11 protein-coding genes are annotated in these 12,077 nt (G+C 43.0%); all 11 read right to left on the bottom strand.

Annotation, left to right across the window (positions count from 1 at the left end; translation table 11 throughout):
• Positions 1 to 6 precede the first annotated feature (6 nt).
• The 11 genes from FYJ75_RS01155 to spoIVB all read right to left on the bottom strand — a co-directional run bounded on the left by FYJ75_RS01155 (position 7) and on the right by spoIVB (position 11,947).
• A complete protein-coding gene (locus FYJ75_RS01155; protein ID WP_154427990.1) occupies positions 7 to 1,227 on the bottom strand; it encodes an O-acetylhomoserine aminocarboxypropyltransferase/cysteine synthase family protein in 1,221 nt (406 codons plus the stop codon).
• A 12-nt stretch (positions 1,228 to 1,239) separates the two neighbouring features.
• A complete protein-coding gene (locus FYJ75_RS01150) occupies positions 1,240 to 2,880 on the bottom strand; it encodes a sulfate adenylyltransferase subunit 1 (RefSeq protein WP_154427988.1) in 1,641 nt (546 codons plus the stop codon).
• Positions 2,881 to 2,882: 2 nt separating this feature from the next.
• Positions 2,883 to 3,782 carry a sulfate adenylyltransferase subunit CysD gene (gene cysD / locus FYJ75_RS01145; RefSeq protein ID WP_154427986.1) on the bottom strand — a complete coding sequence of 300 codons (900 nt, stop codon included), beginning with the start codon at positions 3,780 to 3,782 and terminating at the stop codon, positions 2,883 to 2,885.
• A gap of 20 nt (positions 3,783 to 3,802) precedes the next feature.
• On the bottom strand, positions 3,803 to 4,117 hold the full coding sequence (locus tag FYJ75_RS01140) for a 4Fe-4S dicluster domain-containing protein (RefSeq protein WP_154427984.1): 315 nt from the start codon (positions 4,115 to 4,117) through the stop codon (positions 3,803 to 3,805).
• Positions 4,101 to 5,792 (bottom strand): adenylyl-sulfate reductase subunit alpha, encoded by a 1,692-nt coding sequence (locus tag FYJ75_RS01135; protein ID WP_154428058.1) that lies wholly within the window; start codon positions 5,790 to 5,792, stop codon positions 4,101 to 4,103. The genes FYJ75_RS01140 and FYJ75_RS01135 overlap by 17 nt, the downstream gene beginning before the upstream one ends.
• Before the next feature lie 18 nt (positions 5,793 to 5,810).
• On the bottom strand, positions 5,811 to 6,872 hold the full coding sequence (locus FYJ75_RS01130) for an ABC transporter ATP-binding protein (RefSeq protein WP_154427982.1): 1,062 nt from the start codon (positions 6,870 to 6,872) through the stop codon (positions 5,811 to 5,813).
• 19 nt (positions 6,873 to 6,891) lie between these two features.
• Positions 6,892 to 7,746, bottom strand: a complete 855-nt coding sequence (locus FYJ75_RS01125) for a sulfate ABC transporter permease (protein ID WP_154427980.1) — start codon at positions 7,744 to 7,746, stop codon at positions 6,892 to 6,894.
• 14 nt (positions 7,747 to 7,760) lie between these two features.
• Positions 7,761 to 8,618 carry a sulfate ABC transporter permease subunit CysT gene (gene cysT / locus FYJ75_RS01120; RefSeq protein WP_154427978.1) on the bottom strand — a complete coding sequence of 286 codons (858 nt, stop codon included), beginning with the start codon at positions 8,616 to 8,618 and terminating at the stop codon, positions 7,761 to 7,763.
• A 17-nt stretch (positions 8,619 to 8,635) separates the two neighbouring features.
• Positions 8,636 to 9,637 carry a sulfate ABC transporter substrate-binding protein gene (locus FYJ75_RS01115; RefSeq protein ID WP_154427976.1) on the bottom strand — a complete coding sequence of 334 codons (1,002 nt, stop codon included), beginning with the start codon at positions 9,635 to 9,637 and terminating at the stop codon, positions 8,636 to 8,638.
• A 19-nt stretch (positions 9,638 to 9,656) separates the two neighbouring features.
• A complete protein-coding gene (gene cysK, locus FYJ75_RS01110) occupies positions 9,657 to 10,589 on the bottom strand; it encodes a cysteine synthase A (RefSeq protein WP_154427974.1) in 933 nt (310 codons plus the stop codon).
• Positions 10,590 to 10,717: 128 nt separating this feature from the next.
• Positions 10,718 to 11,947 carry a SpoIVB peptidase gene (gene spoIVB / locus FYJ75_RS01105; RefSeq protein ID WP_154427972.1) on the bottom strand — a complete coding sequence of 410 codons (1,230 nt, stop codon included), beginning with the start codon at positions 11,945 to 11,947 and terminating at the stop codon, positions 10,718 to 10,720.
• Positions 11,948 to 12,077 lie beyond the last annotated feature (130 nt).

Raw genomic sequence — 12,077 nt, 5'->3', positions numbered from 1 at the left:
TCCTTATTATTCCATCGCAGAACGAAAATCTTCGATAAGATCCTCTACATCTTCAATTCCGACGCTGATTCGGATCAGATCATCAAATACACCAGCTGCCTCTTTTTCCTGTTCGGTACTGTGTGCATTCAAAGTCGATTCCGGATGGATGATCAGTGTTTTCGTATCGCCAATATTCGATACAATCTTTGGGATTTTTAAGCGGTTCATCATCTGAAACGCGCGTTCTTTGGAACCCACCCGGATTGTGAGAATGGCGCCATATCCACGCTCAAGTACTCTGTCTGCGACTTCATGCCACGGACTGGATGGTATCCCTGGATAGTTTACCATAATATCCTCATAACTGTCCAAGAACTCGGCCAGTTTTTTTGCATTAGCGCATGCGCGCTCCATACGAAGTCCAAGTGTCTCCATACCGATCAGATTATAAAATGCTGTCTGTGGAGCCATACAGGCTCCTGTATTCCGGAACAGACCGTTTCTTAATTTTGCTGTATATGCAAACGGTCCGAATTTTGCATATTCTGCCATTCCCGGATACTTTGTCTTATCCCATTTGAATTTTCCTGAATCTGTAATCACACCACTGATTGCGTTGCTGTTTCCATTGATATATTTGGATGTTGAATTTACAACAACATCCGCCCCGAGTTCAATCGGTCTTACCAGATAGGCTGTTGCCACGGTATTGTCCATCACAAGTGGAAGTCCATGTGCATGTGCAAGCTCAGCCAGATGTGCAATATCCACAACATCGAGTTTCGGATTACCGATCGTCTCTGCAAAGATTACTCTGGTCTTGTCTGTAATTGCTGCTTCCACAGCCTTATCATCTGCGATATCCACAAATTTTGTCTGAATTCCAAACGCTTCAAAATCATGGAAAACATCTATGGAGCCTCCATACAGGCTGGTACTTGCGATGATCTCTTCCCCTGTCCGTACAATGTTTAACAGTGCATTGGTGATTGCTGCCATACCTGAAGAACAGGCAATGGATGAAATTCCATGCTCCAGCTTCGTCATGCGGTTCTCAAATGCTGCAATCGTCGGATTGTTGATCCTCGTATAGGAAAATCCGTTCGCTTTATTATGAAACAGCTTTTCATGCTGTTCTGCCGATGTCTGATAAAAGGCACTGCTCTGGTAGACCGGCGTCAGGGTTGCCCCTGTCACCTCGTCTCCCATTTTCTCACTATGTAAAAGTTCTGTGTTAAATCTCATCCGGTTCCTCCATTAAATGTACTCACTGCCATTTACGGTAGCACCATCATATACCGACTGTTTTTTGATGAATTTTGCTGCATCCTCTACGTCTGCGCCATCTGTATTCCAGTCTGTTGTGAATTCAATCTTGCTGTCTGTTAATATTTTCTCCTGTTTTGGACTAATGAGAAGAAGAACCACAAGTCCTGCACGGTTCAGATGTTCTGCAACCGTCACAAAATCTTCGCCTTCCTTTGGTGCATACAGATACGTATGTCTTCCATCCAGATTCAGGGCCTTTTCCACATCCTCAGCAAATCCTCTGTTTACTCCATTTCGTCCATCTACAAATACTGCTGTAATTGCTTTCTGGCCTTTCATTGCAGCACGGACATTCCGGTCAACTCTTCCTTCATAAAGTCCGGTTTCCTCATCATGTACCTCATCAACGACACCACAGGCTGATGTCATATCTGTAACACGGTCGATCAGTATGAATTCTCCAAGTGTTTTATGGTTCTGGAAGGTATCTACAACGATCTTGTCTGCAAATGAAATCTTACATACTGCGATTTCATTTTTACTCAGAGTTGTAACCGTTTTCTTATCTCCTGTATTCACATCGATCGCATAGAGAATATCGGTAACAATTCCAGGAATCGTCTTGGTTCCGAGTTTAAAGAAGAAGTTCTTTCCCTTATACAGTTCTTCATCATCCATCCAGAGCAGTGTTGCAGTAATCGATGATGCAACCTTTGCTCCCGAAGCAACCGTAAGCACGCATCCTCTGGATACATCCACCTCACGGTTCAGCTGAATTGTCACAGGCTGTCCTTTTTTGGCTTCTGTACTTTCTTTATCTCCGACATAGATCAGCTTGACTTTTGCAGTCTCATTACTTGGAAGTGTTGTGATCTCATCTCCAACTTTGATCGTACCAGCCTCGATCTGTCCCTGGAAACCACGGAAGGTATGATCCGGACGACATACTCTCTGTACCGGCATGTAAAAGCCTTCCTCTTCGTTTTCCTCTGTAATATCAATGTCCTCCAGATAAGGAAGTAAAGCTTTTCCTGTATACCATGGAATATTCTCTGATTTCTTCGTTACATTGTCACCCTCTGTTGCAGATACCGGAATGATCGTAACATTGGATAACGATAACTCTCCTGCAAGTTCACGGATCTGTGCTTCAATTTCACGGAAGCGCTTTTCGTCATATCCAACCAGATCCATCTTATTTACCGCAAAAACAAAATACCGGATTCCCATAAGTGCACAGATTCTCGCATGTCTTCTTGTCTGAACAAGCACACCCTGTTTTGCATCGATCAAGATTACTGCAAGATCTGCAAATGATGCTCCAACGGCCATGTTTCTTGTATATTCTTCATGTCCCGGTGTATCTGCAACGATAAAGCTTCTCTTATCTGTCGTAAAGTAACGGTACGCAACATCAATTGTGATTCCCTGCTCTCTTTCTGCCATCAGACCATCTAAAAGCAGTGAATAATCGATCGCACCGCCACGGCTTCCCACTTTACTGTCTAATTCAAGTGCCTTTTCCTGATCTGCATAAAGCAGCTTGGAATCATATAAAATATGACCGATCAGGGTTGATTTTCCGTCATCCACACTTCCGCATGTGATAAATTTTAATAATCCACTCATCTTTAAAAATACCCCTCTCTCTTTCTTCGTTCCATGCTTCCTGCTGCCTCATTATCAATAACTCTGGTCGTACGCTCTGAGGAAACTGCACTTAAAGTTTCTTCAATGATTGCATCGAGCGTATCCGCGGTTGACTCGCATCCACCAGTCAGCGGGTAACATCCAAGTGTTCTAAAACGTACACTCTTCATCTCGATCTTTTCGCCCGGACGAAGCTTCATACGGTCATCATCCACCATAATGATATTTCCATCACGGTATACCACCGGTCTTACTTTTGCAAAATACAGAGACGGGATCTCAATATTTTCTCTTTTTATGTACTGCCAGATATCCTTCTCGGTCCAGTTTGATAATGGGAATACACGGACTTCCTGATTCTTCTGGATCTTGGAGTTATAAAGTTTCCACATTTCCGGTCTCTGTTTTTTCGGGTCCCATGCATGGTTCTCATTACGGAAAGAGAAAATTCGCTCTTTGGCTCTTGATTTCTCCTCGTCTCTTCGACCACCACCAAAGGCCGCCGTAAATCCATATTTGTCCAGTGCCTGTTTTAATGCCTGTGTTTTCATAATGTCTGTATATGCTGATCCGTGATCAAACGGATTGATTCCGGCTTTTACCCCTTCCTCATTGATATATTCGATCATTTCAATTCCCATTTCTTTCGCAACACGGTCACGGAATTCGATCATTTCATGAAACTTCCATGTTGTATTCACATGTAAAAATGGAAATGGCGGCTTTTCCGGATAGAATGCTTTCATCGCAAGATGAAGCATAACGGAACTGTCCTTTCCGATTGAATAAAGCATTACCGGCTTTTCACATTCAGCAGCTACTTCACGGATTATATAGATTGCTTCTGCTTCCAGTTCATCAAGATGTGATAATTCACCCATGTTTGTTACCATCCTTTTCTCTAATATTTGTTGGATTCTTTTTTATTTATAATGATCTGATCCTTTGTTCCATCTCTTTTCTGGATGTTCCAGGTCAGCGTATCTTCTGTTGCACTTACGGTCATCTGACTTCCCATTCCTCCAATATCTGCTCCAAGATACAGTGCAATCGCTCCAAAGTGGCATTCTTTGATGCAGGAAGCGCAGCCCCAGCAGTCTTTCGGATATTTGATATATGCGGTTCCATGATCTTTTTGTGCGATCAGGCTTCCCGGACATACATCCGTACAAAGTCCGCATCCTTTACATTTTTCCGGATTAATTATGATGCTCATAATGTTCCTCCCTTCCTACCAGATCCCGGTAGATGATCTGAAGTTTTCCATCTGTATATCTGGAATTCACATATTTCATCCATGCATCGCTTTTCTCTGGATAATCCAGATTCTCTGCAAAGCTGTGCCATCTGGTCTCTTTTCTTGCCCCCAGATGGGCAATTACCGACAGGCACACAGTCAGTCTTTCTTTTAATTCATAAATAAACATCAGCTCATGCATATCTTCGGCATGCAGCTCATCCACAAGTGCAGTTAGCTGTGTGATCTTCTCTTTTGCAAGCTCCAGCTGTTTCTCATTAAACTGGTAATGTGTGGATATTCCACCAGCATAATTATCCATCACCTTCTGCATTGCCTCTTCGAGCGCTTCTGTTGTAAACATTCCGCTCTGATTGCTCAGGAAATGATCATATTCCGCAATCTTTTTATCGAATGCCTCTTTTTCCTCTTTCTGTGGCTCATCTGCCTCTTTCTTCAGATGACGGATCATATCAAGTGCTGCGATCTCACCTTCCACCATTGCACCTGTCACATACTTCTGAGGGCATCCTCCGGCAACATCTCCTGCTGCATACAGGCCATGGATCGTGGTCTGTCTGTTTGTATCAACCCAGTAACCACTGGCGGTGTGTCCACCAACAATATATGGTTCTGTTCCTTCGATTTCGACATTCTGCTGGCTTGGATTCCTGCCTGCCTCCACCCATTTAAGTGTCTGGCTTGGTGCCATATTCAGATATGCTTTTCTTAACGATTCATCCTGTTCTTTGCTGATGCCTTCTGTTCGAAGATAACAAGGACCTCTTCCCTGCAGATTCTCCATCACCGTTCCATAAACACGTTCCGAAGTTGTAAGACCATATTTGTTCTCATATACTTCTCCTTTAGCATTTACCTGCTTTGCTCCAACTCCCTGTGCGATTGTTCCGGTCGGCGCAATCGTGTCTTTACAGCGCAGTGCGATAAAACGCATTTCAAAAGTCGTCATCTCAGCTCCACTTTTGATTCCCATTGCATATCCAGCTCCGGTATTAAATGGCGGATACCACATCTTATGTCTGGAAAATCCAGGATTGTTCGGGCGGTATAAGCCAGCAGCCCCACCGGTTGCACACAATACCTTTCTTGCCCGGATCTCATAAGCACATGCATCCTCAATGGAAAATCCATACGCTCCCCGGATCACATTGTCTTCCACAATGTAATCTGTGATATTAATCCGGTTTAATACCGTAACATCCGGAAGCTTAGAAACAGCATCGGCAAGAAGCGGTTTCATATTTTCTCCGTTGATCTTTATATTCCGGTTTCCTCTGGCTACATATTCTCCGTTTTCATCTTTTAAAATGACAAGTCCAAGCTTCTCCATTTTATCGGTTACACGGTTCAGTCCCTCAGACATTGTCATAAGCAGATCTTCTCTTACGATTCCATCGGCATCTTTTTTGGCATAATTTACATAATCCTCTGGTTTGTTTCCTTTTACAATATAAGCATTGATCGCATTTACACCGGCAGCCAGGCATCCGCTTCTCTTAATATTGGCTTTTTCTGCAATGATTATGGAATAATCGGAATGCTCCCGTATCGTAAGTGCTGCATAACAGCCTGCTGTTCCACCGCCAATGATCAGTATGTCTGTGTGAAGTATTTGTCTTTTCTCTATCTGCATCATTTTCTTCCTCATTTTCTAAATATAGAATACATCCTCTTCCTGCATCTCTCCGTTTTCCATCAGATATGTCTTATGGTCGTCAAATATGTACAAACGGTAGATTAACACATGAACGGTCTCTCCGACTTCGATCAGATCTTTTTCCAGTGACCGTTCCCCGACAACTTCAATGCCGTTAATGTTCACTGTGACATCCATCCGGTTTCCACGAAATACAACGTCTGTAACAACTCCTTCTTCTGCCGCGCTCATGTAGCGGTTCAGATTGCCACTTTTCGATATTTTGATAAATTCCGGTCGGATGACTGCCCGGTCTGCATTTTCGATTCTCTCAAATCCTTTTAATCTGTCATATTCTTCTACAACCGAAGAATGACCAATAAACTGGGCAACAAACGGAGTATCCGGAGTCTTATATATTTCAAGCGGTGTCCCCATCTGTTCGATCGTGCCATGGTTGGTGATGATGATCTCATCCGCAACTTCGACCGCTTCATCCTGGTCATGTGTCACAAAAATGCTGGTAATTCCAAGCTTTTCCACCATCTCTTTTAACCAGGTACGAAGTTCCGTTCTTACCTTTGCATCAATCGCTGCAAACGGTTCATCCAAAAGCAGTACCTGCGGCTTCGGAGCAAGTGCCCTTGCAAACGCAACTCTTTGCCGCTGACCTCCGGACAACTGATTCGGATATCTTTTTTCCATGCCGGACAGCCCTGTCATCTCCAAAAGCTCTGTCACACGTTTTTTTATCTCTTTTTTTGGCATCTTCTGAAGTTCCAGTCCAAATGCTATATTATCATACACTGTCATATAACGGAATAATGCATAATTCTGAAATACAAAACCAATTCCTCTTTTTGCTGCCGGTATATCGTTAACCCGCTTTCCATCAATATAGATATCACCGGAATTTGGAGTCTCTAACCCGGCGATCATTCGAAGAAGCGTCGTTTTTCCGCTTCCGGACGGTCCGAGAAGTGCAACAAGTTTTCCTTTTTCAACTCCGAAGCTGACATTGTCAGACGCCAGGAAGTCGCCGTATTTTTTGTAGATATTTTTCATTTCAACATACATTGTTTTTCCTCCCTGTGCGTTAATTTTTATTTTTATAGCGGTGTTCAATAAAGTTTCTTGCAAACAAAATGATAAGTGCGATGATTACAAGAATGGATGATACCGCAAATGCTGCTGTGATCGAAGTTTCTGTTCCGGACATATACAGTGCGTCGATTTCGAGTGGCAGTGTAAATGTCTCTCCTCTTGTCTTGGAAAGTGCATTGACCGCACCAAATTCTCCTAACGCTCTTGCCGTACAAAGAATGATTCCATAGATTAGGCTCCATTTCATCTGAGGAAGTGTGATCTTTCTAAAGATGGTAAATCCACCAGCTCCCATGAGCGCTGCCGCTTCCTCTTCATCTTTTCCTTCTGCATTCAGAACCGGTATGATTTCTCTTGATACATAAGGAAATGTCACAAAAACTGTGGCAAGCACGACACCAGGAATCGCAAATGTAATACGGATGTTCGTTCCAAAAAACTGATTAAATGCTCTTATGACCGGATAGAACCAGCCAAGACGGCCAAATGTCATCAGATACGCAAGACCAACGATAACCGGTGAAATAGAAAACGGAATATCAATGAGTGTTGCAAGGACCTGTTTTCCTTTAAACGAGAACCTTGTAAGCAGCCATGCAGCACAGATTCCAAAAAACGTATTGATGAGCACTGCGATCACAGTCGCAAGGATTGTCACCTTAAGTGCTGATCGTACATATTCCGTTGTGATCGCCTGAATATAAAATCCAAAGCCTTCTCTCAGGGAACTTGCAAGCACTGATACAAGCGGCACTACAAGCATAAGTACCAGAAACGCCACTGTAATCGTAATCAGGCAGATCTTTGTTCTTTTTTTACTTTTTTCCATTTTCTGCTGTTCACTCATTGCTGTTTTCTCCACTATAAAAGATTTGTTCTCTGTGACTGTTTCATTTGTACAATGTTTACGAATAATAAAAGTACGAAAGATATTACCAGCATGACAAGCGCGATCGCGGTTGCACTGGCATAATCAATATAACTCAGTTTCTGCATGATTACGTAGGAAACTACCTGTGTATGGTTTTTGGCACTGTTTCCCGATATGTAAATTACACTTCCATATTCTCCGATTCCTCTTGCAAAAGCAAGCCCGAATCCTGTCAAAAGAGCCGGTCTGAGTTCCGGAAGTATCACTTTAAAAAATGTTTTTTTCGGACTGGCTCCCAGCATAAATGCCGCTTCCTCATACTGTCCATCCATTTTTTCAAGAACCGGCTGTACCGCACGGATCACAAATGGAAGTCCGACAAAGATAAGTGCAATCACAATTCCTGTCTGTGTATACGCAACATGGATACCGGCTTTTGCAAGTGCTTTTCCAAAAAATCCACTGTCGGAATACAGTTTTGACAAAGTAATTCCGGCAACTGCTGTCGGAAGTGCAAACGGAAGCTCGATCAGTCCGTCCAGAAGCCATTTCCCCGGAAACTCATATTTCACCAGTGTCCATGCTACGATAAGACCAAAAACAGTATTAAAAACAGCTGCCAGAAAAGAACTTCCAATACTTGTAACAAATGCATTCCGGACATTTTCTTTGGTGATCAGTTCCAAAAACTCACGTGGAGATATCCGGATGGAATACATAAAAACGGAAGCCAGAGGAATCAATACGATAACCGAAAGCATTGTGACCACAATTCCAAGAGTAAGATGATATCCCGGAATCACCCTGGTATTTTTCGATTTTGCCATATTTTTTACCGTATCATCCATCTCTTTATCCCTTTCTTTTAATTATATATTTCATCAAACATCGCGCCATCATCGAAGAAATCCTGATATGCTTTCTCCCATCCACCATAATCCGCAATGGACCACATGGATATGGAAAGATCAAATTTATCAGAAAACTCGTTTAAAATATTTTCATCCGTCGGGCGGTATCCGCTTTCTCCGATCAGCCGCTGTGCATCTTCACTGTATAAATAATCCAGATAGCGCTCACTGACCTCTTCTGTTCCATTACTTCTTGCATTGTCATCCACAACTGCCACACTCGGCTGTGCCAGAATGCTTACCGAAGGATTGACCAGTTCATACTGTCCCGGATACGACTGAAGTGTTGCAAGTGCTTCATTCTCCCAGGCAATCAGGACATCTCCCTGTCCGTTTTCTACAAATGTTGTTGTAGACCCTCTTGCTCCGGAATCCATAACCGTCACATTGGAATAAAGTTTCTTCATAAAATTCTTCTGTGATTTTTCATCCTGAAAGTTCTCTTTTGCATAGCTGTAGGCTGCCAGAAAATTCCAGCACGCTCCACCACTGCTTTTCGGATCTGGTGTAATGACATCCACGCCGTCTTTGACCAGATCATCCCAGTCAGCAATTGCCTTTGGATTGCCTTTCCGGACAAGAAACACGATCGTTGATGTATACGGTGCGGAATCATTCGGGAATTCATCCACCCATCCGTCATCGATCAGCCCTGTATTTGCGATCAGATCAATATCATGTTCCAGAGCAAGTGTAACAACATCCGCGTTACATCCTTCTACAACAGATCTCGCCTGACTGCCCGAACCACCGTGTGACTGTATTACGTTTACTTTTTCGCCATATGTATCCAGATAATATTGTTCAAATATTTCATTGTATTTCTCATAGAACTCTCTCGTCGGGTCATAGGAAACGTTCGTGATTGTAATCGTTCCGTCTCCCTGCCCTCTGCCGCATCCAGTGATCAAGCACATCACTGCGATGAGTCCAACGATCAGATATCTTCTTTTCATAGTCAATCCCTTATGCCTGTTATACCGTAAACAATGGAGTAGACAAATAACGTTCTCCTGTATCCGGTAAAAGAACCACAATATTCTTTCCTGCATTTTCTGGTCTCTTTGCCAGTTCTGTCGCTGCATACAAAGCAGCTCCGGATGAAATTCCAACTAAAAGTCCATCACTTTTTGCAACCTTTCTTGCCAGTTCAAATGCAGCTTCATTCTCAACCGGAATGATCTCATCTAAAAGTTCCCTTCGGAGCACCTTTGGAATAAATCCGGCTCCAATTCCCTGTATTTTATGTGGTCCAGGCTTACCACCGGACAATACTGCCGAGCTTGCCGGTTCTACGGCAACCACCTGAATATCCGGGTTCTTATCCTTCAGTCCCTGACCGGTTCCAGTAATGGTTCCTCCGGTTCCTACAGAAGAAACAAAAATATCAACTTTTCCATCCGTATCTCTCCAGATTTCTTCAGCGGTTGTTACTCTGTGGATCTCCGGGTTTGCTTCATTCTCGAACTGCTGCGGAATAAATGCATTTCCGTATTCTTCCTTTAATTTCTGTGCGGTTGCGATCGCACCTTTCATGCCTTCTCTTCCCGGTGTCAGTACAATTTCTGCGCCAAGCGCAGTTACAATCTTTCTTCTTTCCACACTCATCGTATCCGGCATTGTCAGTATCAGGTGAAGTCCTTTTGCCGCTGCTACAAAAGCCAGACCAATTCCGGTATTGCCGCTGGTCGGTTCAATGATGACCGTCTGGCTGTTGATCTGTCCATCTTTGATTCCCTGTTCGATCATGGCTGCTGCTACACGGTCTTTTACGCTTCCAAGCGGATTAAAATATTCCAGCTTTGCAATCAGCTTTGCCTGAAGTCCAAGTTCTTTCTCATAATTTGTTAATTCAAGCATTGGAGTGTTTCCGATCAATTCTGTTAATTGTTTTGCAATCTTTGCCATAGTCCGCTCCGCCTTTCCTTATTTCCTACTATTGCGATATGAATTATATACATTTCTTAGAATGTTACCACTTCCTTTCATATTTGTAAATAGTTTTCAATAAAGAAATGTATTTTTATACAAAAATTTTACTTTTCTTCCAACATTGTCTCTGCAAAGATCCCATATCCCTTCGTTGGATCATTTACAAATACATGTGTCACTGCGCCAATAAACTTTCCGTTCTGAATGATCGGACTTCCACTCATCCCCTGCACAATTCCCCCGGTCTGCTCGAGCAGGCTCTCATCGGTAACTTTAAAGGTAATTCCACGGTTTGTCTCAGAGGCTGTATAATCCACAGATGTGATCTCAATACTATAAGAAGTTTTTTCTCCGGACAGATTCGAAATAATCTGTGCCGGACCTTCTTTCAAATCCTGCTTATAACCAACCTCATACAGCGAATCCCCCTGTTCATCCTTTGAAAACTCTTCTTCCTCAAGCTGACCGAAAATGCCAAAATCCGAATTACTGTCCACTGCACCGAGTTTGTTATCATTGCTGTAATAGATGAGTCCTTCGAGTTCTCCCGGTTGGCCCTTTTCCCCTTTCTGGATTCCTGTAAGCTGGGTTCCGTATATATTGCCACCGGAGAGTGATAAAAGTGCTCCGTTTTCTCCATCTCCGACACCATGCCCCAGTGCTCCAAAGGCTTTGTCCTGTGAATAGTATGTCATTGTCCCGATTCCTGCCATATCATCTTTGACCCACACTCCGATCATATAGCGGTCATCATCTGCCGGAACTGGTGTCACTCCCACATCGATGTACTCTCCATCACGTACAATTCCAAGATCGATCGGATCAGCGCCATACTGATTCAGGTATTTAATCAGTTCTTCTTTTTTTTCTACCTTCTTCTGATTGACAGAAATAATGTAATCCCCTGCATTAATTTTGTTCTCTGCAGGCGTATAGCTTAATCCGTTTACCGCTTCCACGGAACTCGTCCCAAGGACTAGTACACCGTTTGTCTGCCCATAGATTCCTATAATCTTGCCCGATACATATAATTTTGTCTCTGGGACTACAGAAACCGTAACTTCCTTGGCCGGAAACACTCCAAACAGTCTGCAGCAGGATACCGCTTCCTCCTGCCCTTCCGCTTCTGACACCTGATCGATGGAGAACGGAAAAGAAAACTGGTCATCCAGTCTGCTTCCCTCTTCCAGATATACGTGATCCGGGATTTTCTGCATAAATGTACTGTAGGCAAAATATACGATTCCGCACAAATACAATCCTATCATATTGCAAAATATCTGTCTTTTTAATTTTTTTCTTTTCCAACGGTCTCTTCGATCCCACATACGCATACTTTCACTCCATTTCTTAGCGCTTTTTTATGGTAGTATGCGATGTTCCGGCACTTTTCATGTATTGTATTTCATTTTGAAATATGCTGCTTTCCTTAAGCAGTAAATACTTGTAACAAAAATACACACA

This window comes from Roseburia porci (assembly GCF_009695765.1).
In the GTDB taxonomy this organism is placed as follows: Bacteria; Bacillota; Clostridia; order Lachnospirales; family Lachnospiraceae; genus Roseburia; species Roseburia porci.
This window is presented reverse-complemented; position numbering and strand designations above follow the sequence as displayed.

Excerpts from the sequence above, each read along its gene's own strand:
- FYJ75_RS01140 (WP_154427984.1), bottom strand. The coding sequence starts at position 4,117 with ATGAGCATCATAATTAATCCGGAAAAATGTAAAGGATGCGGACTTTGT.
- cysK (WP_154427974.1), bottom strand. The coding sequence starts at position 10,589 with ATGGCAAAGATTGCAAAACAATTAACAGAATTGATCGGAAACACTCCA.
- cysD (WP_154427986.1), bottom strand. The coding sequence starts at position 3,782 with ATGGGTGAATTATCACATCTTGATGAACTGGAAGCAGAAGCAATCTAT.
- FYJ75_RS01115 (WP_154427976.1), bottom strand. The coding sequence starts at position 9,637 with ATGAAAAGAAGATATCTGATCGTTGGACTCATCGCAGTGATGTGCTTG.
- FYJ75_RS01135 (WP_154428058.1), bottom strand. The coding sequence starts at position 5,792 with ATGCAGATAGAGAAAAGACAAATACTTCACACAGACATACTGATCATT.
- FYJ75_RS01150 (WP_154427988.1), bottom strand. The coding sequence starts at position 2,880 with ATGAGTGGATTATTAAAATTTATCACATGCGGAAGTGTGGATGACGGA.
- FYJ75_RS01155 (WP_154427990.1), bottom strand. The coding sequence starts at position 1,227 with ATGAGATTTAACACAGAACTTTTACATAGTGAGAAAATGGGAGACGAG.
- FYJ75_RS01130 (WP_154427982.1), bottom strand. The coding sequence starts at position 6,872 with ATGTATGTTGAAATGAAAAATATCTACAAAAAATACGGCGACTTCCTG.
- spoIVB (WP_154427972.1), bottom strand. The coding sequence starts at position 11,947 with ATGCGTATGTGGGATCGAAGAGACCGTTGGAAAAGAAAAAAATTAAAA.
- cysT (WP_154427978.1), bottom strand. The coding sequence starts at position 8,618 with ATGGATGATACGGTAAAAAATATGGCAAAATCGAAAAATACCAGGGTG.
- FYJ75_RS01125 (WP_154427980.1), bottom strand. The coding sequence starts at position 7,746 with ATGAGTGAACAGCAGAAAATGGAAAAAAGTAAAAAAAGAACAAAGATC.